This window comes from Mycobacterium angelicum, from assembly GCF_002086155.1.
GTDB lineage: Bacteria > Actinomycetota > Actinomycetes > Mycobacteriales > Mycobacteriaceae > Mycobacterium > Mycobacterium angelicum.
The window spans coordinates 34,491-53,858 of the sequence record NZ_MVHE01000022.1 but is presented as its reverse complement, the minus strand read 5'-3'; the positions used below and the strand labels follow the sequence as shown (position 1 = coordinate 53,858).

18 protein-coding genes and 1 pseudogene are annotated in these 19,368 nt (G+C 63.9%); 11 read left to right on the top strand and 8 right to left on the bottom strand.

The genetic code is table 11. The features are described from left to right. Positions 1-6 precede the first annotated feature (6 nt). Genes BST12_RS15155 through BST12_RS15130 form a run of 6 tightly spaced genes read left to right on the top strand, consistent with a single transcriptional unit; the run spans position 7 to position 4,771 of the window. A complete protein-coding gene (locus BST12_RS15155; RefSeq protein WP_372511067.1) occupies positions 7-1,131 on the top strand; it encodes a 4Fe-4S dicluster domain-containing protein in 1,125 nt (374 codons plus the stop codon). Further along, positions 1,124-1,981: an FAD/NAD(P)-binding protein gene (locus BST12_RS15150; RefSeq protein WP_083113938.1), complete on the top strand. Its 858-nt coding sequence runs from the start codon at positions 1,124-1,126 to the stop codon at positions 1,979-1,981. Before BST12_RS15155 ends, BST12_RS15150 begins: the two co-directional genes overlap by 8 nt. Beyond that, a complete protein-coding gene (locus BST12_RS15145) occupies positions 1,982-2,740 on the top strand; it encodes an NADH-quinone oxidoreductase subunit B family protein (protein ID WP_083113937.1) in 759 nt (252 codons plus the stop codon). It abuts the gene before it with no gap. Further along, a complete protein-coding gene (locus BST12_RS15140) occupies positions 2,737-4,029 on the top strand; it encodes a Ni/Fe hydrogenase subunit alpha (RefSeq protein ID WP_083113936.1) in 1,293 nt (430 codons plus the stop codon). The genes BST12_RS15145 and BST12_RS15140 overlap by 4 nt, the downstream gene beginning before the upstream one ends. Further along, positions 4,026-4,496 (top strand): hydrogenase maturation protease, encoded by a 471-nt coding sequence (locus BST12_RS15135; RefSeq protein WP_083113935.1) that lies wholly within the window; start codon positions 4,026-4,028, stop codon positions 4,494-4,496. Before BST12_RS15140 ends, BST12_RS15135 begins: the two co-directional genes overlap by 4 nt. Further along, positions 4,493-4,771, top strand: coding sequence for a DUF1876 domain-containing protein (locus BST12_RS15130; RefSeq protein WP_083113934.1), 279 nt, complete (start codon positions 4,493-4,495; stop codon positions 4,769-4,771). Before BST12_RS15135 ends, BST12_RS15130 begins: the two co-directional genes overlap by 4 nt. Here the strand turns inward: BST12_RS15130 and BST12_RS30900 are convergent. From BST12_RS30900 to BST12_RS15110, 4 genes and pseudogenes are all read right to left on the bottom strand, one after another. After that, positions 4,718-5,047, bottom strand: coding sequence for a hypothetical protein (locus BST12_RS30900; protein WP_083113933.1), 330 nt, complete (start codon positions 5,045-5,047; stop codon positions 4,718-4,720). The two genes, BST12_RS15130 and BST12_RS30900, sit on opposite strands and share 54 nt — an antisense overlap. A gap of 60 nt (positions 5,048-5,107) precedes the next feature. Beyond that, positions 5,108-6,211, bottom strand: coding sequence for an IS3 family transposase (locus BST12_RS15120; RefSeq protein WP_245850327.1), 1,104 nt, complete (start codon positions 6,209-6,211; stop codon positions 5,108-5,110). A 133-nt stretch (positions 6,212-6,344) separates the two neighbouring features. Then, positions 6,345-6,779: pseudogene (locus tag BST12_RS15115) on the bottom strand (phosphoribosyltransferase); the annotation flags it as partial. Between the two features lie 10 nt (positions 6,780-6,789). Beyond that, positions 6,790-8,673, bottom strand: coding sequence for an AMP-dependent synthetase/ligase (locus BST12_RS15110; RefSeq protein WP_083113967.1), 1,884 nt, complete (start codon positions 8,671-8,673; stop codon positions 6,790-6,792). Positions 8,674-9,304: 631 nt separating this feature from the next. On the opposite strand from BST12_RS15110, the gene BST12_RS15105 reads away from it, so the two are divergent. After that, a complete protein-coding gene (locus BST12_RS15105; RefSeq protein WP_083113966.1) occupies positions 9,305-10,363 on the top strand; it encodes a cupin domain-containing protein in 1,059 nt (352 codons plus the stop codon). Between the two features lie 12 nt (positions 10,364-10,375). Beyond that, positions 10,376-12,214 (top strand): nitrilase-related carbon-nitrogen hydrolase, encoded by a 1,839-nt coding sequence (locus BST12_RS15100; protein ID WP_083113930.1) that lies wholly within the window; start codon positions 10,376-10,378, stop codon positions 12,212-12,214. Positions 12,215-12,276: 62 nt separating this feature from the next. Here the strand turns inward: BST12_RS15100 and BST12_RS15095 are convergent, their stop codons facing one another. Then, positions 12,277-12,537 (bottom strand): hypothetical protein, encoded by a 261-nt coding sequence (locus BST12_RS15095; RefSeq protein WP_083113929.1) that lies wholly within the window; start codon positions 12,535-12,537, stop codon positions 12,277-12,279. A 234-nt stretch (positions 12,538-12,771) separates the two neighbouring features. Between BST12_RS15095 and BST12_RS15090 the strand changes: the two genes are divergently transcribed. Beyond that, a complete protein-coding gene (locus tag BST12_RS15090; RefSeq protein ID WP_083113928.1) occupies positions 12,772-14,022 on the top strand; it encodes an alpha/beta hydrolase family protein in 1,251 nt (416 codons plus the stop codon). A 13-nt stretch (positions 14,023-14,035) separates the two neighbouring features. Beyond that, positions 14,036-15,439, top strand: coding sequence for a wax ester/triacylglycerol synthase family O-acyltransferase (locus tag BST12_RS15085; protein WP_083113927.1), 1,404 nt, complete (start codon positions 14,036-14,038; stop codon positions 15,437-15,439). 4 nt (positions 15,440-15,443) lie between these two features. Here BST12_RS15085 and BST12_RS15080 read toward each other — a convergent pair whose 3' ends face one another. Both BST12_RS15080 and BST12_RS15075 read right to left on the bottom strand, forming a co-directional pair. After that, complete coding sequence (locus BST12_RS15080) at positions 15,444-15,911, bottom strand: hypothetical protein (RefSeq protein ID WP_245850325.1); 468 nt, start codon at positions 15,909-15,911, stop codon at positions 15,444-15,446. Positions 15,912-16,046: 135 nt separating this feature from the next. Then, the gene (locus BST12_RS15075; RefSeq protein ID WP_245850323.1) at positions 16,047-16,367 is read right to left on the bottom strand and encodes a DUF4189 domain-containing protein; all 321 of its coding nucleotides are present in this window, start codon (positions 16,365-16,367) and stop codon (positions 16,047-16,049) included. A gap of 778 nt (positions 16,368-17,145) precedes the next feature. Here BST12_RS15075 and BST12_RS15065 point away from each other — a divergent pair. Further along, the gene (locus BST12_RS15065) at positions 17,146-17,949 is read left to right on the top strand and encodes a ribosome hibernation promotion factor (RefSeq protein ID WP_083113924.1); all 804 of its coding nucleotides are present in this window, start codon (positions 17,146-17,148) and stop codon (positions 17,947-17,949) included. A 15-nt stretch (positions 17,950-17,964) separates the two neighbouring features. On the opposite strand, the gene BST12_RS15060 is transcribed toward BST12_RS15065, so the two are convergent. Beyond that, positions 17,965-19,362, bottom strand: a complete 1,398-nt coding sequence (locus tag BST12_RS15060) for a WS/DGAT/MGAT family O-acyltransferase (RefSeq protein ID WP_083113964.1) — start codon at positions 19,360-19,362, stop codon at positions 17,965-17,967. Positions 19,363-19,368: the final 6 nt, after the last annotated feature.

Sequence of the window (19,368 nt, the reverse complement as noted above, 5' to 3'; positions counted from 1 at the left end):
GTGTCGGTGACCGGACACGACGAAGACTCCGTCGCTGGGTTGCTCGACCCGGCCGGCCTGCACCGCCTGGTGGACGTGTTGATCGAGCGAGGCTATCGCGTAGTCGGTCCGACGTTGCGCGACAACGCCATTGTGCTCGCAGAACTGGAAACCGCGCGCGACCTTCCGTACGGCTGGGGCGTGGAGGTGAGCCCGGGGCACTATCGCGTGCGTGGCCGCAACGACCGTGCGGCGTTCGGGCATTCGGCCGGGCCTCAGTCGTGGAAACAGTTTCTGCATCCGCAACGGGAGCGGTTATGGGCGGGCACCCGCAACGGGTGCGCCGACGACGAACCCGTACCAGAGACGCCGCGGTATGCATTCCTTGGTGTGCGCGGTTGCGACCTTGCCGCGATCGCGACCCTCGACCGGGTGCTCGGCGGCGGCGCCTATCCCGACAACTCGTTCGTCACCCGTCGCCGACAGATCTTCGTCGTCGCGGTGAATTGCACCGAACCCGGCGGGCTCTGCTTCTGCGCTTCGATGGGCACCGGGCCCGCGGTGGGTCCCGGTTACGATTTGGCGCTGACCGAGCGCCTCGACGGCGGGGAGCCGACCTATGTCGTCGACGTCGGTAGCCCAGCGGGCGCCGACGTCATTGCCGCGCTGGCGCCGCAGCAGGCGACCGATGCCGAAATCGCTGGCGCGCGTGAAGATGTCGCGAACGCCGCGAACCAGATGGGTCGGCACATGCCGGAAGCCGATCTGCGCAGCCTACTGGCCGACTCGCGGGAATCCGATCAGTGGGAGGAGGTGGCCAGCCGCTGCCTGACCTGTGGCAACTGCACGATGGTGTGTCCCACGTGCTTTTGCACCACCACCGAAGACGTCAGCGACCTGACCGGTGACCACGCCGAACGATGGCGGCACTGGGCATCCTGCTTCGAATTCGACTTCACCTACGTCCACGGTGGGGGCAGCGTCCGTCAGTCCGGCGCATCGCGCTATCGGCACTGGCTGACGCACAAATTGGGCACCTGGCACGACCAGTTCGGCATGTCCGGCTGCGTTGGCTGCGGGCGATGTATTGCCTGGTGTCCCACCGGCATCGACATCACCGCGGAGATGAACAAGATGGCCGGCAATGACTGAATGGACGACGGCGGCCACGCAGGCTCCCTCGGCCATGGCCCCGCTGCCGTATCGGGTGCGCAGTCGTGTTGTGGAGAGCCCGGATTCGGCGACGCTATGCCTGGAGCCGGTAGGCGAGGCGGTGCGCTCACCGGAGCCCGGCGAGTTCATGATGCTGTACGCCTTCGGCGTCGGGGAGGCTGCTATCTCGATCAGTGGCGATCCCACGGTCACCGACGGATCCATTACCCACACCATTCGCGCGGTCGGCGCGGTCAGCCGTGCCCTGCACGACGCTCAACCGGGCAGCATCATCGGGATGCGCGGGCCCTTCGGAACAAGCTGGGGGTTGGCCGATGTCGTCGGCCGCGATCTGGTCATGGTCGCCGGCGGCGTGGGGTTGTGTCCGCTGCGCCCGGCGATCCTCGGCGCGCTGGCGCAGCGCGAACGCTACGGCAAGGTGATGCTGGTCGTGGGTGCCCGGTCGCGGGCCGACTTCGTATTCGCCGCTCAACTGCAAACGTGGGCCGACGACCCACGGATCGACGTGCACCTGATCGTCGACGCGCCGACGCAAGGCTGGAGCGGGGAGGTGGGACTGGTCACCGAACCGCTGCGCCGGCTGGCGCTCGAGGCGGGTCGCACCAGCGCGTTTCTCTGCGGACCCGAATCGATGCTGCGGTTCGGCGCTGACGCCTTGACCGCCAAAGGCATTGCACCCCAGGATATTCGAGTGTCGCTTGAGCGCAACATGCACTGCGGCGTCGGCTGGTGCGGACATTGCCAGTTGGGTCCGCTGTTGCTCTGCCGGGACGGTCCGGTCGTCGGCTACGACGTCGCCGGACCGCTGCTGCGGGTGAAGGAGCTGTAGATGAGCCCAGTTACGTTGGCGGTGTGGAAATTCGCTTCCTGTGACGGGTGTCAGCTGACACTGCTGGACTGTGAGGACGAGCTACTCGCGCTCGCCGACCAGGTGACGATCGCCACCTTCGCCGAAGCGTCCAGCGCCATGCTGGATGGGCCCTACGATGTGTCTTTGGTCGAGGGCTCGATCACCACCCCGCACGACCAGCGGCGCATCCGTGAAATCCGGGACCAGTCAAAGCTATTGGTGACCATCGGCGCCTGCGCAACGTCCGGGGGAGTGCAAGCGCTGCGCAACTTCGCCGACGTCGCGGAATTCGCGTCGGTCGTATATGCCAAGCCGGAATACATCGACACGCTGGCCACCTCGACTCCGGCGTCGGCTCACGTCAAGGTCGATTACCAGCTGCAGGGCTGCCCCATCGACCGCGGGCAGCTGCTCGATACGCTCGCGGCCTTGTTGATCGGGCGCAAGCCACGGTTGCCGGCCAAAACGGTGTGCACCGAATGCAAACTTCGCGGCGTGACATGTGTTGTCGTCGCCGACGGCATCCCTTGTCTGGGGCCGGTCACTCACGCCGGCTGCGGGGCACTGTGTCCCAGACATCACCGCGGTTGCTACGGATGTTTCGGTCCGTCCGCGGCGCCGCAAGTGGCGACGCTCATCCCGCTACTGCGCCGCGATGGAATGTCCGACGGTGACACCGACCGGGTGTTCTCGACCTTCAACGTCGCACGGTTCGCCGGCGAGCGGAGGCAGGCATGACCCCGCGCGACCGCACGCTCAGCGTTGGCACCATAACGCGAGTGGAAGGTGAAGGGGCGCTGCACGTTACGTTGAAAGACGGAGCCCTGGAAAGCGTCCAGCTCAATATCTATGAGCCACCGAGGTTTTTCGAGGCCTTCCTGCGCGGACGCGCCCACACCGAGCCGCCGGATCTGACGGCTCGGGTCTGCGGAATCTGCCCGGTGGCCTATCAGGTCAGCGCCTGCAACGCGATTGAACAGGCGTGTGGTGTCGAGCCGGACGCCGACCTGGTGGCCCTGCGCCGGTTGCTGTACTGCGGCGAGTGGATCCATAGCCATGTCCTGCACATCTACCTGTTGCACGCCCCGGATTTCCTGGGCTACGACGACATCATCGGCATGTCCCGAGATCACCGCGAGGTTGTCGAACGTGGGCTGGAACTGAAAAAGTCGGGCAATCGCCTGATGGAGTTCGTCGGGGGCAGGGCGATACATCCGGTCAACCTACGCCTAGGCGGATTCTATTCCGTGCCAACGCGTTTGGAGCTCAAACCGATAGCCGAGCAGTTGCGCCGGGCGCTGGACGACGCACTGGCCACCGTCGAGTGGGTAGCCGGCTTCGAATTCCCCGATCTCGACCTCGACCACGAGTTTCTTGCACTGACCGCCGCGGGCCAATACCCGATCGAAAACGGCACCATCGCACGCAGCGCCGGTCAGCCGTTTCCGGTGGCCGAATTCACCAGCCACGTCGTCGAAGCTCAGGTGCCGTACTCCACGGCTCTGCACGCGACACTCGATGGCGGCCGTTATCTGACCGGGCCGCTGGCGCGCTACTCGCTGAACTCGTCGGCGCTGTCGCCGGTAGCGGCGCAGGCCGCCGCACGGGCCGGGCTCTCGGCGCCATGCCGAAATCCGTTCCGCAGTATCGTGGTCCGCGCCGTAGAAGTGGTCTACGCGATCGAGGAGGCGCTGCGCATCATCGACGAGTACCAGCGGCCGTCGCGCCCATTCATGGATGTCCCGGCTCGCGCCGGCGTCGGACATGGCGTCAGCGAAGCACCCCGCGGTCTGCTCTATCACCGATACCGCATCGGGGCGGACGGGCTGGTTGCCGCTGCGACGATCATCCCGCCCACGTCGCAGAACCAGGCTGCCATCGAAGCCGCGCTGGCGCGGGTGGTGTCGGAGAACCTCGAACTCGAGGACACCGCGCTCAGCGCACTGTGCGAGCGGGTGATCCGCAACTACGACCCGTGCATCTCGTGCTCGACGCACTTCCTGTCTCTGACAGTGCAGCGCACGTGACCGGCGGAATCGTCGTGATAGGCCTGGGAAATCGCTACCGCCGCGACGACGGTGTGGGGGTTGCCGCCGCCACCGCACTACATGAACGGGGATTGCCCGGTGTCCGTGTGGTGACCGACATCGTGGAGCCCATGGCTCTGGTCGAGGCCTGGTTGGGCGCCGGCCTGGCCGTGGTGATCGATGCCGCCATGGCGACTGCGTTGACCGCGGGGCGAGTGCGTCGCTGCGCCCTGGGCGACGTCGCCGGCGTGGCGCAGGGCCTGAGCTCGCACAGCATCGATATCGGCCGCACGTACGCGCTCGGCCAGTCACTTCGCCGCGCCCCCGCCGCACTTCAGATATTCACCGTCGATGTGGCCGATATCGGTCACGGCATCGGACTGACACCTCAGGTCGAACGCGCTGTACCCGAAGTCGTCGGCCTGGTACTGGCTGAAATCAACTGTGAGACAAGGAGGCTCGGATGACCGCATGCGATAACACCAAGACGTGCCAGATCGATGTGCTGATCGAAGAGGGTGACGAGCGCACCCGCGCCAAGGCGCGAATGGCCTGGGCGGACCAGACATTCGTCGGTGTGGGGCTTTCGCGACTCGATCCGGCCGACGAACCGGTGGCTCAGATCGGCGACGAGCTGGCGATCGCTCGCGCGCTGTCCGATTTGGCGAATCAGCTGTTTGCTTTGACGTCAACGGATATCCAGGCCAGCACGCACGCTGCGGTCACCCGCCTGCATCACTGAACAGGGCAGGTCCGAGGTGATCGGTGAACCTGTGCCGGCTGCTTCGGCTGCCGTGCGCGAAACCACAACCCCGTTTGGGTGCCAGGGAATCGCCCGAAAACCGTTGCGGGCATTGCGTAACAGGGCGATCACCTCGTCGTCGGAGGTCTGGTCGAAGTTGCGGTATGCCTGGCCGACCGCGAAGTACGGGACGGGTGTTTCCAGCAGCACCACCTGGTCGGCATATCCGGCGAACAGTTCTGCGGTGTCGCTGGGACCGATAGGTGTCGCCAGCACGACTCTGCTGGCTCCCTGGGCGCGGGCCACCTGATCTGTCCCCGCTGTTTCGAGCCGTGGTTATGCGAGCTGAGGGATCGAATAGGTGGACGTCCAGAGCGTTTCGAACTCTGTCGGACTGATGTTACCGAGGTAGCTGTGGCGCCGTTCGACGTTGTAGAAGTTGTCGATGTAATCGGCCATGGCGGCAGCCAACTCGATGGTGGTGGCCCATCTGCGGGTGTTGAGTAGTTCGACCTGGAGTCTGGCCCAGAACGACTCCATGGCCGCATTGTCGAAGCAGTCGCCCACCGTGCCGAACGAGCCGAGCAGGCCCCATCGCCGCATGTTCTCCCCGAAGCTCCAAGACGTGAACTGGGTGCCGTGGTCGGCGTGCAGAATTGTTGGGCCACTTCGTGTTCGGTTTCCCACGGCCATGTTAACCGCATTATTGACCAGTGCGGTGTCAGCGGTCGTGGAGAAGGTCCGGGCTACGATCATGCGCGAGAAGCAGTCCAGGATCGCACAGCAATACACCTTGCCATCGCGGGCCGGATGCTCGGTGATGTCGGTGCACCACAATTCGTTGGGGCCAGTGGCGATGAAGCGCCGATTAACCAGGTCAACAGGTGTGTCGACACCGATCAGATTGGGCTTACGCCGTCCCGGGCGCGGTAACCCACACAGGCCTTGCTCGGACATGATCGAGTTGACCAGCTTGAGGTTGACGTTCATCTCGTAGTCGGCAAGCAACGCGGCTCGGACTCGCCGGCGCCCGTAGGTGCCGCGCGATCGCTGGTGGATCTCGCTGATCGTGTCGGCCACGATGAGCCGGCGCACCTCGCGGTCTGGGATAGGGCGACGCCGGTGATATTGGAGTAAGGAACGCGCTAATCCTGTTATCCGGCAGGCGGATCGGGCTGAATGACCTCGCGCGATCAGCCCTTCAGCGATCGCGCGTCGGCGTTTTGGGGGCACCACCGCCTGGTCATCAAACAGCTCGCAGGCGTCCCGGGTTAAGGCCAGCTCGGCTTCCAACGCAGCGATACGCTTGCGAGCGGCCGCCAGCTCGTCGGCCTCCACACTGGGGGTGCCCTCGATGACTCCGGCATCGATGAGTGCCTGACGTTTCCAGCGGAACAATGTGGCCTGGCATATCCCGGTATCGACCGCCACGGCGGCCACCGGTTCACCCGATCGCAGCCGAACAACGATTTGCCGGCGCACCGACGACGAATACATGCGGGGCATGTGACCTCCTGATGATCACTCTGCCCTCGACTCTCACAACCGTGGACCTACAACACGGGAACAGATCAACCTGGCATGCGACCTGTGCGGTCGCGCCGGTCGCGATGCCGTCGTCGACGATCAGCGCGATCCGTCCGTTCAGTGCCGTCGGGGGATCGTCGCCGCGGTAGCGCTTCGAACGGCGTTGCAGTTCAGCCCGTTCCCGATCTTCGACCGCAGCGATCTCCTTTTCGCTGAGCCGCGCTTCGCGGACAACGTCGTCGCTGATCACCCGCGCACCGCCGGCGCCGATGGCGCCGAAGGCTACTTCCGAATGGAACGGCACCCCCAGCTTGCGCACCAGCAGCACGTCGAGGGGGGCTTTCAGCGCCTTGGCGACCTCGTAGGCGACCGGCACTCCGCCGCGCGGCAACCCGAGTACCACGACATCGTGACCACGCAGGAAATCCAGGTGTGACGCCAATCGCCTTCCGGCAGCGGCGCGATCGTTGAACCGCCTCATCGCTGTCCACTCACCTTGCGGCTGCGCCCTGCGCCGGTTTGCCCACGGCTGACGGTTGTTCGTACAGAGCTGCCAGTCGGTCGGCGAACTTGTCGATGACCGCTTTGCGGCGAAGCTTCATGCTCGGTGTGAGATCGCCTGCCTCGACCGAAAGTTCGCGATCGATGATGCTGAACTTCTTGATCTGCTCCCAGCGATTCAGCTCCGAGTTCAGCGCATCGATGTATCCGGCGATCAGTTCCCGGGTCTGCTCGTCGCGCGCTATCCCGGCAAAAGACTGATCGGGCAGACCATGTTTGCCCGCCCAGTCGGCGATCGCCTCGCCGTCCAGGCTCACCAGCGCCACACAGTAAGGTTTGGTCTCGCCGACGACGATGAGTTCGCCCGCATAGGGGCAGAGTCCTTTGAATCTCACTTCGATCGCCGAGGGTGCCACGTACTTGCCCTGCGAGGTTTTGAACATGTCCTTCTTGCGGTCGGTGATCCGCAGATAGCCGTCGTCGTCGATCTCGCCGATGTCCCCGGTGCGGAACCAGCCGTCATCGTCGATCGCTTCGGCGGTGGCGTCGGGCAGGTCGTGATAGGAGGTCATCACACCGGGCCCGCGGAGCAGGATCTCGCCGTCCTCGGCGATCTTGACCTCGGTGGCCGGGAACGGCCAGCCCACCGTTCCGAACCGATAGGCGTTGGGGCGGTTGATGAATGACGCCGCTGAAGTCTCGGTCAGGCCATAGCCTTCGAGCACGGTGATGCCGACCGCGTCGAACCACTGAGCCACGTTGCGATCGAGGGCGGCGGCCGCGGACACGAAGAACCGGACTCGTCCGCCGAACCGTTGCCGAATGGTGGAGAACACCAGCCGGTCTGCCAATCGGTATGCCAGTGACTCGGCCAACGAGGGTTTCTTCCCGGCCTGCCGGGCTTCCGACATCCTGATCCCGACCCCGAGTGCCCAATCGAATATCTTCTTCGTGACCCTGCCCTGTTCGGCGACCATGCCCTCGATGCGGGCATGTGCCTTTTCGAAAATGCGTGGCGCCGCACCCATGATGGTGGGACGCAAGGCGGCCAGGTTGTCGACGATCTTGTCCACCCGACCGTCGATCGCGGTGGTGAAGCCGATCTGCAGCGGCAGGGCAAGCATCACCTTGCCGAACGAGTGCGCCAACGGCAGCCACAGGAAGTTAAGATCCTCGGGTCCAAGGACATTCAGTGCGTCGATGGCCGCTGCGGTATAAGTCCACGCCCCGTGGGTCAGCCGCACGCCCTTCGGCCGTCCGGTGGTCCCGGACGTATAGATGAGGCTGGCGAGCCGGTCGGGACCGACCGCTGCGATGCGCTCGTCGACAGCATCGGGGGAGTCGGTGAGCAGTTGCTTGCCCAGTAACTCGAGATCGCTCAACGTGATCACCCAATCGCCGTCACCCTTGCCGTCGATGATCACCACCTTGCTCACGTCGGGCAGATCCGCGCGATGTTCGATCAACTTGTCCACTTGGGCTTGATCCTCGGCGACCACGATCCGGCTACCCGAGTTGGCGACGATGTATGCGACATCGGTGGCGTTCGTCGTCGGATACACCGTGGTGGTGGCGGCGCCTGCGCACATCACGGCGAAATCGACCAGCACCCACTCGTATCGCGTCGAGGACGCGAGTGCCACCCGATCTTCTGGGAGGATCCCCAACGAGATCAGCCCGCCGGCGATGTAGTGGACGCGGTCACCCACCTGCTGCCAGGTGACGCCCTCCCAGCTGTCGCCGCGCGGGTACCGGAAAGCCTCCGCATCCGGGGTGGCCGCGACGCGGTTGACGAACATGTGTGCCACCGACGGTGCGCGGTTCTCGATTATGGTGAAGTCTGGCCTCTCCAATGAGGCGAGTGGTGTTTTCATCATGCTTATCCGTTGCTCGCGAAGCGATTATCACCTCTGATCATGCTGATCCGTAGCGGCCGGAAATAGAGACCAAAGTCATAAAGATGGGCACAATAGCGCGACCACTCCTGAAGTGACCTATGCCCCTGAGCCTTAGCGGCCTTACGCCCCTTCCGGAAGCAGCGGCATCCAGACAGCATCGACCGCTAGCGGCCGATGCTGTGGGGGAAAGGAGTCCGAGGTTGTCACACCCGGCTCGGTCGACCCCGAAAACCTTTGCGTGGGCTACCAATCGTTGACCTGGCCGTCGGTCAGGCCGGTGTCCGCCTACGATGCGGACTTCACGTGTCGATAATCGATGGCTATAGCAGGATCGTCAGAAGCAATCATTCTGAGCTTGCCGGCCTCGTCAAAATGCTGGTGTAATCGAATTCGTCAGCCTGGCGCTGCGGCAATATGCGACAGCAATGGAACGAGAACGGTTTTGGCGCCCGACGGCGGCGAACGCGGCCATGCGGTGCTTACCACTCGATTAGCGACCGCGGATCCAGACACCAGCGATGTTGTGGCGATCGGCTTTTTTCCGTATAGGCGTGCCCGCGGTCACCCGCAAACCAATCCGTCCGACCCGCAGCAGGAAGGCGGCCCAATGACCAGATCCCGTAGCCCGCATGCAATCTCATTGACCGACGGCGAGATCGTCGAAGAGTCCGCGCTCGGATCGATCCGGCGCGTCACAGCCGACAATTTCCCGATCCTCAACGGCGTCTCGATCAAGCGGGTCGTCATCCACCCGGGGGCCATGCGTACTCCGCACTGGCATGCCAACGCAAATGAACTCACCTACTGCGTCGCGGGCACGGCGTTGGTGTCGGTCCTTGACACCTACAGCCAGTTTTCCTCATTCGTCGTCAGCGCCGGTGAAATGTTCCACATCGACTCGGGGTCACTGCACCATATCGAGAACATCGGTGTGGGGGCAGCCGAATTCATCATCGCATTTCGCAACGAACGGCCCGAGGATTTCGGATTGTTCGCCGCGTTCGGCGCGATGACCGATGCCGTGCTGGGCAACACCTACGACCTTGACGCCTCGGATTTCGCCAAGATCCGCCGCGACACTGCCGACCGCCTGCTGGCCAAGCGCACCGGTGAACCGGTGGTGCCATCGACAGCTCATTTCGGTAATCCCCACAAGTTCTCCGTCGAGGCGCAAACCCCACAGATCAGCATCGCGGTCGGTTCAGCTCATCTGGCCCGGGTCCAGTACTGGGCCGCCCTGAAGGATTTGTCGATGTATTCGCTGCGCATCCGCGAGGACGGGATGCGCGAACCGCACTGGCACCCCGTCACCGCCGAGATGGGTTATGTGCATCGCGGATCGGCCCGGATGACGGTGATGGACCCCGACGGGACGCTTGACACCTGGTATTTGCAGGAGGGCGACGTCTACTTCATTCCGCGCGCCTACCCGCATCACATCGAAGTGGTCGGATCCCCCGACATGCATTTCCTCATCTTCTTCGACCAACCCACCCCTGGCGACATCGGCTATCGCGCCTCGATCAGTGCGTACTCGCGGGAAGTCCTTGCCGCAACCTTCGATGTGCACATCGACGACCTGCCCGACTTCCCGTTCACCAACGCTGACCCGCTGATCGTCACCCGGGGCAATCCGGTCGACGAGCGCGCAATGGGCGAGCGGTAGCACCACACCGGCATGCCGAACGCCCCATTCAAGGTCGCAGCAGTCGAATTCAATCCCGAGTTGTTCGAGTTCGACCGCAACCTCGAACGCGCGTGCACTGTTATCGACGAAGCAGCGAGCAACGGTGCCAGGCTGATCGTGATGCCGGAGGCCGCACTTTCGGGCTATGTCTACCGCGACCTCGACCAGTTCCTGCCGTACATGGACACGGTGCCGGGACGGGCGACCACGAAAATTGCCGAATTGTGCCGCAAGTACGGCTGTTACGTCGCTATCGGCATTGCCGAGGTTGATCGAGAGACCGGGCTCACCTACAACACCGGTGCACTGGTGGGTCCGAACGGCTATATCGGCAAGTACCGCAAGAGTGGGCTGAATCCAAGCGATGTCATGTGGTTCACGCCCGGCAACACCGGATATCCGGTGTTCGAGACTGAGCTCGGCCGGATCTGCATGCTTATCTGCTATGACGACACCTATTGGGAGCCGGCACGTTTGGCCGCAGTAAAGGGCGCAGACCTGATCGCCTACATCTGTTCGAGTGACCGAGTGTTGACTCAGCTGGGTCGGGCGGCCGCTGGTAATCACTCCACCATCGCTGCCGTACAGCAGTTTTCGGCGTGGAACGGGCTGGCCATGGTCGCCTCCGACCGCAACAACGTCGAGACCAATCCGACCACCGGCATATCGGTCTTCTATGGAGGGTCAGCGTCTGTTTGGCAGGCTGACGGCCGGCGCACGGGCCATCTGCCGGCGACCAACCAGAACCTCACCGCCGCCAGTCCCGGGGCGATCCTTTACGGCTACATCGATCCCGCCCGCTATCTGAACGACCAGAAAGCGACCTTGGATCGCCGGCGGCCCGAACTCTACGGCGACCTCGCCTTCTACCGGGCCCCGGCCGATGCCCAAGCATCGACGGATTCCCACACCGTCACAGTCAGTGCCGTCCAATATCAGCTCAGCGCCGGCGAATTCGACGACAACATCGCCCGGGCGGACGAACAGATCACGAAGTTGGAGGCCAACACTTCACCACCGGGACTCGTGGTGCTTCCCGCGTTCAGCACCGCGGGCGCCCCGATCGACGTGCAGGCCGCGGCAGCGCAAGCCGAATCACCATTCGGGCGCACTGTCCAGGTACTGTCCGATTTCGCGGTTCGGCTGGGGCGCTACGTTGTGGGCAGCCATATCGAGTGCGACGAAGACAAACTGTTTCACACCGCGGTCCTGGTTGGTCCTAACGGCAAAGTTGCCGGCAGATACCGTCAGTCCCACCTCGACACCGGCTACACGTGGGCCCGCCCGGGTGACGATCTGCCCGTGTTCGACACCGACATAGGTCGCATCGGCATCCTGCTGGGCGAAGATGTCCGCTTCCCCGAGGCAAGCGGGGTGCTGGCTGTGCGCCGTGCCGACCTCATTGCGATTCCCACCTGTTGGGATGGCAATTATGGTGGTCCACTGCAGGAGTCCGAAGGGCTGTTCGCGCATGGGTTTCCGGCCAACACGATGTGCCTGTGGTATGCCGTTGCCAAGACGGCCCAGGCTTACACCGTCGTCGCCAACGCAGTTGGTGCTGGCCGACAGGGATCGAGCGGGATCTTCACCATCAATCCGGTCAACGCCGAGGCTCCGATTATCGCGTCGGCCGACACTGCCGAGGCGGTGACCACGACGATCACCACACGAGGAGATCCCGACTGGTGGATGGACCAGCAGCGCTTGATCGCGGGCCGGCGGTCCGATCTGGTCGTACCACTTCGGCTCGCTGCGCACTGCGCTGCATTCCAGAACTGGAAACACAGCCCTGGCTACGACGTATCCGGTTGGACCGGCTATGTCCAATAAAGTATTAAGGCTCAGGCGGTTTCATGCCCGGAACCGTTTGTGCCGCCGCGGGTGAACAAGCGCTATTTGTTCATCGCTTCGCCGGCACTACGCACCACGCTGCGCAGAAATTCGATACGTGCGGTCACCAAGTCGTCGGCCAGAGTAAGGGCGGCGTCGACAACGGTCTTGCGCCGCGACTGCTCGGGGATCAGATCATCCATTTGGTCGACGAATTTGCGCACCGCATCGATGGCTTGGGTCCGGCCGGTTTCGACCGATTCCAGCACGTCGTCGGAAATCTCGGCCCAGCGTGGCATGGATTGTTGAGGTGCCTCGGTCATAATCCCACTCCTCGGGGACATGTTCACCGTCTCCAGCGGACTTCAGTATTGCGGACTTACTCGACGTTACGGCCGGCCCAGTGCCACCACGAGTGACTAAAGTCCTCTTGCGTCCAGTCATCCGTCCCCTCTGCACAAGGTGATAAACCTCGATTGGCGGTCAAGGACTTTGGTGAGTTCGGCAGGGCCATTGGTCCCTACGGGAGGTCCTCGGCGGGGTGTTAGCGTGCGGCCATGACGATGCCCACCAGCCACGAGCATCAACGCACGGGTGCGTTTGATTGGTCTGTGCCCGGCGTCACCGGTTTGACCGTCGCTGCCGCGCCATTCATGCATACGGGCCGCTACTTCGCCCAATCATGGCGCGATTACCTTGGCCAAGCGCCGGACGAACTTCCGATCGCGCGTCCGACCGTCGCCCTGGCGGCACAGGCTTTTCGCGACGAGGTTGTCCTGCTGGGTCTGAAGGCGCGCCGCCCGGTCAGCAGGCCCGAGGTGTTCGAGCGCATCACCGCTGAGGTGGCCGCCGGGCTGGATTTCTACGGAAAGAAGGGCTGGCTGGTTCGGCCCCAGGAATTCTTCGCGGCTCCTCCGGCGCTTTCAGACGTGACAGTCCGAAAGGTGAAGGGGCGCAAACGTTCCTTCTATCGCATGGTGTTCGACAGCGGGTACACGCCGGATCCGGGCGAGCCCGGTGCGCAGCGGTGGCAGGAGTACACAGCGAACGACCGCGAGTACGCGTTGCTGCTGCGCCACCCGGAACCGCGACCGTGGTTGGTGTGTGTGCACGGTACCGAGATGGGCCGCGCTGCGGTCGATCTCGCCCTGTTCCGGGCCTGGAAGTTGCACGAAGACCTTGGTCTAAATGTCGTCATGCCGGTTCTTCCCATGCATGGGCCCCGTTCCCGCGGGCTGCCGAAGGGCGCTGTGTTTCCGGGCGAGGATGTGCTCGATGATGTACATGCGACGGGTCAGGCGGTGTGGGATATCCGCCGGTTGCTGTCCTGGATCCGGTTGCAGGAGCCCGAGTCACTGATCGGATTGAACAGCCTTTCGCTCGGCGGTTACATCGCGTCGCTGGTTGCCAGCCTCGAAAAGGGGCTCACCTGTGCCATTCTGGGGGTTCCGGTGGCCAACCTGGTGGAAGTGCTGTCGCGCCACTCCGGTCTGAGCCACGACGACCCCCGCCGTCAGACAATGGAATTGGCCGAACCCATCGGGCGGATGATTTCGCCGCTGTCACTCGAACCGCTGGTGGCCATGCCCGGACGTTTCATCTACGCCGGCATCGCCGACCGCCTCGTTCATCCACGCGAGCAGGTGAACCGCCTCTGGCAGCACTGGGGCAAACCGGAAATCGTCTGGTACCCCGGCGGTCACACCGGGTTCTTCCGCTCGCAGCCGGTGCAGCGGTTCGTATGGGATGCGCTGCAGCAGTCCGGGCTACTGGGCGGCCCCGCGGTGCAACACGACCGTCCCGCTTAGCCGCCGAGGCGAGATGAACCCGCTCGACCCGCTGGACGCCGCGATGATGACCGCGGAGTTGGTGTCCAGCCCGATGCATGTCGGCGCGGTGCTCGTCCTGTCGCCGCCCGCGGACGCCGGCCCGAACTACGTGGACGAACTGTATTCCTGGACGCTCGACGCCGGTGATTCGATCGATCCGCGGCTGCGCCGGTATCCACATCACGGTGTGGATACCGGCGGCCTCTGGGTCTGGCGCGACGTGGATTCGGTTGACCTGAGCCAACATTGCCAGCGGGTGAGGGCTCCAGCGGGCGACGGCGCGTTCTGGCGGCTGATCGGTGAGCTCGATGCCATCCGCCTGGACCGGTCGCGCCCGATGTGGATGTCGTATTTGATCGACGGTCTTGACGAGGGCCGCTTCGCCTTCTACATCAAAGTCCACCACACCGTCATCGATGGTGTGGCCGGTTTCCGGATGATCGCCGATGGGCTCAGCGCTGACCCGGGGCAGCGTTCGATGGCGCCCTTTTACGCGGACCGTCGCGACGGATCAACGCCGTCAACGCCATCCAGTGGACTGCTGACCCGTCTGACGGCGCCGCTTCGGTCGGTGGTAGGCAAGGCCGCGACAAGTGTCAGGCTGATCGAGCGCGTCATCACGGGCGAGTTGACGACCGTGATCGACAGCCTGGTCGGACACACGACCGTGTTGCCCCTCGGAGCACCCCACACGCGGTTCAACCGTCGTCTGGGCCTCGAGCGTGCGGTCAGCGCGGGCAGCTGGCCCAAGTCGCGCATCCAGGCCGTGCAGCGCGCGGCCGGCGTCACCGCCAACGACGTGACAACCGCATTGGTGGCCGGCGCCGTACGCCAGTGGCTGCGTGGCCGAAGGGAACTGCCCGATCAGTCGCTGGTGGCCATTTGCCCGATCACCGTACGTGGCCGGGCTGGTGATCTGTCAAGAGAACAACACGGCAACATGTTTGGCCTCTGGCTGTGTCCGCTGGGCACCGACCTGGATGACCCCGCTGCGCGGCTTGATTTGATTCACCGGTCGATGTCGGAGGGAAAGCGCTGGGTAGGCCGGCGCGGATCGGCACCATCGCTGCTGACGGCCGCCGGCAGTATCGCCGCGACGGTGATATTCCCGACGCTCCCGTTCACCCCGAAAATCCGTACCGGATACAACGTTCCGATCTCTCATGTTCCCGGCCCGGCCGACGAAATGTATTGGAACGGTGCACATGTCGAGGAGATCTATCCGGTATCGACGGTCTATGACGGTCAGGGACTCAACGTGACGACCTGTTCATACGCCGATCGAGTCGGATTCGGCTACGTAGCAGGCGCTGAGGTGGTTCCCGACATCGAATCCCTCATACCGCTGACCGAGGCGTGTCTGGCCGAACTCGAAACCGCCCTCGAGGTTTCTTGAATCGTCATGCCGCACGGCGGATATCGGGTGCCGAGCTGGCCAGCTGCGGGCCCGGCCGGCTGGCGGTCGGCATCCATCCGACGAAGGTCAGGTAGCCCCCGACTATCGCCATGGCGACAAATCCCACCCGCCACCAGATAAGGGCGTCGACCGCGGTGCCGGCGAACGATAGATAACCTTGTGGCAACGCCATCAAGAAGAATCCTTTGAGCGCCGTCATCCATCCGAACACCGACACGATGATCGCCGGGGCGCCTCGCCAATACGGATGCAGCGCAATGACGACCAATCCAATCAACAAGACGAATGCGCCAGTGACCCAGGGCCATACGGAGTTTGCCTGGAAGTCGTTGAGCAGCGTTCGCATGGCCGAGGCGCGTACGATCGCCGTGCCGGTGATGATGATGACAAAGGGGCCGATCACGCGGGCAAACATGCGCGTGGTGGCCAGGGTTGGTTGCGAAGAATTCATGACTGCACCTCTCTCAAGACTCGGGAGTCTTAATTCCAAGATCATCGGACCGCTTCGCATGCGCCGGTGATAGGGACGGAAGTCACCAATGATGAGGAACAACGACGGGCCATTTCGCGGCGATCCCAGGCAACGTCAGTGTTGCTGGCACATCCAGTTGACGATCTTCCCGCCGGGCAGCTTATTCAAAGCGTCGGCTTCTGCCATGCTGCGCGAGTAGCCGTTCCCACCTTGGTAGGTCGAGCCGTCATAGGCGACCGCGCCGCATAGGTTGAAGCGAGCGATCACCTTGCAATCTTTGTCACCGCAGTTCTCCAAGGCGGCTTGGTCCGCCAGCGACTGAGATTCGTAACCGCGCGATCTACCCCACGCGCCGTTCGGCGCGTAGGCGATTGCACCGTAGCGCATTATGTGTGGCAGCGGCATTTCGGCCGCCATACCCATCTCGGATAACACGGCATTGTCGAGATTCGCGCCTACCTGGGGAACTAGGGGGAGAGCTAGGACCATCAATCCCGCTGTGGCCCCAACGCTAGCGACTGCAAGTGCGATTCGATGCCCTCGTTTGTTGATCATGTTCTTATCGCCTTTCTGAGGGTCGCAATACAGCGGGCTGAGCGGGAGTCGTGCTGCGCTACGGGTGCGGCATCGGCTGGGGCGTTGGGGTAGCCGTTTGCCCTGGTGTCATGGGTCCCCCCGGGCCCATCCGGCCGGGCGTCATGCCTCCGTCGGATCCCATCATCGGGCAGACACCGTCTCGCCCGCCGTCGGAAACCCGCAAGCTCCCATAGGGGTTGTCGGTAGCCCGACCCAAAAAGAACCCCGAAAAAAAGATCACGGCGACAACGAAAACGACGCCGGCGGTAATGCCCACCACGGCCCAGATTTGATCCAACCGACCGGGCCGGTCAGATCGATCCGACTGGCTGGGCTGACCGGTCGCGGGAGTCGTTGCGGCGGAGTCTGGCGTTTCCATAATTCAAATGATGCGATTTCCATACCCCTACGGGGTAGGGACTAAAGTCCCGAAAGTCGCCTGGGCTGTTCGGCCCCTCGGCGCGCTTACCAAACGATTTGGCGGCCCGTCACGACGTCGCCACGCTTTAGCCGTCCGGACCCGCCGCTCTCGGGCGGATGCGGGCCGGCTGGCCACCGCCTGCGGCCGAAGGTCCTCTGCGTCTGGGGGACTTTTGGCCCTGGCCCGCAACCAGTTCCATCGCATAGCACTGTAAGCATGGGACAGAGAACAGAATCGCCGGCGGGCATCGACGTCGACGTGACAACTCATGACGAGTTTCCGGGAGCGGCCGAATACGCCCGCACCAAGATCGGCGAGCTCGGACGATACACCAGCCAACCGGTGCTGCATGCCCGGGTCAGGCTGACCAGGCACCGCGATCCGGCCGTGCCGCGGCCCGTGGTCGCACAGGCAAATATTGATGTCGATGGCCGCCCGCTTCGCGTTCAGGTCCAGGCGGAATCGGCGCGAGAAGCGGTCGATCTTGTTGCGGCGCGGCTGCGTCGGCGCCTGGAACGCACGTCCGCACACCGGGCGGCCCGCCGCACCGAACAGCGCGCGGTCAGCGGCTCAGAGTGGCGGCACGACTCCGAGCCGGGGCACCGGCCCGAGTACTTGCCTCGACCGGCAGATGAGCGCCGCGTCATCCGGCGCAAGTCGTTCACTCTGGGGCCCTGCACAGTCGACGAGGCCGTTCGCGAAATGGAGCTGCTTGACTACGGCTTTCACCTGTTCACCGAGCAGGGCACCGGTGCCGCGGGCGTCCTGTACCGGGCTGAGCCGACGGGCTACCGGCTAGCATTGGTGACACCCGATTTGGCCGACCAGCTGAGCCCCTTCGTGCTGCCCGTGGCCATCAGCCGCCAGCCGGTGCCGTGCCTCACCGAGGACGAGGCCGCTAACCGGCTAAGCCTGCTCGGCCTGCCGTTCCTGTTCTTCATCGACGCCGCCCAGGGGCGTGCCACGGTGTTATATCACCGCTACGACGGGAATTATGGGGTGATCACGCCGGCGGGCTAGGCGGGCTAGGGCGGGCTAGGCTTCAATGCGCTTGGCAGCCGGTCGCTTATGGGCCAAGGCCCGAGCCAGCAGCCGCGCCACCCCGAGTTCAATGCCGCGGGCAAGCTCGTCAACGTCCGGCGTGGCGTCGTAATCGGCAGTGATGCCGAACGCCAGTTCGTCGGCGTAGCTGAGCATGCTCACGACGGTGCGCAGATGCATTGCGATGGGTGGAACGGGCAGCAGCATTTCCACTGGCCGGCCCAATAGTTGCAGCCGTTGGCGGGGCCCGGGAACATTGGTGGCCAGCGTGACCACACTGCGCTGAGGCAGCCGCGCCAGCAGCCGAATTGTCCACGCGCTCAACATGAACGGCACATAACTGCTCACTTTTACGAAGGTGCTCGCCGCTTGTCGTTCGCCGCTTTCTTTGAGCGTGTTAAGCCGCGCGTGCACCAGCCGTAGCCGCTTCACTGGGTCGCCTTGCTCGACCGGCAGGTAAGGCAACATCGCCGAAACGCGGATATCGGTGCGGTCCATGGCGTCTGGTGGTCGCACCGAAACCGGCACCAAGGTGCGCAGCGAATTGCGCTGCGGCTTCTCACCACGATGTATCAGCACGGCGCGGAAGCTGTCGGTCATCGCGGCGAGGGCGACGTCGTTGAGGGTCACGCCGAAGACTTGGCTTATCGTCTTGACGTCTTTGAGCGACACCCTTGCCGCGCTGTATCGCCGCATGTTGGCCACCGAGCCGTGCAGTGATGATCCAGCTGCCGGAGTCAACAGATTGAGGGTGAATTGGGTGGCGCCCCTGGTGGTTTGGCTGACGATGTTGGCCGCCGTCTGCGAGGTGCGCCACAACAGGCCGGGCCAGCTCAGCGGGTTGAGGCGCAGCGGCGAGGACGTGGCCTTCGGTGCCGGTTCTTCCTTGGCGGCGCGGATCTCGGTGGCAAACGTCGTACCTGCGCCGCTGTCAAAGACATCCGCCAACATGTGCATCGCGGCGATCCCGTCGGCGATGCAGTGATGGATCTTGATCAGAATCGCCCACCGTGCTTCCGGCAGGCCTTCGATAACCCAGCACTCCCACAGCGGGTGATCGCGATCGAGTCTGCGCTCCATGATGTCGGCAACGGTGCGGAACAGAGCGGGATCATCGCCGGGCCGCGGCACCGCAGCCCAGCGCAGGTGGTGGGTGATGTCGAAGTTCGAGTCGTCAACCCATTCCGGCGCGGCGACTTCGAGTGCGTGTTTGTGCACCAGTTGGGTGAGGCGGGGGACAGCGCCCAGACGCTGCGACAGCGCGGATATCAGCTCGTCGCGTCCTGGGAGAGGTCCGTCGATAACCGCCACTGCGCCGATCGCCATACTCACGTGCCGGTCGGCATCTTCTGCTTCCAGGAAGCTCGCCTCGATGGTTGTCAGCTGCGTCATCACCAC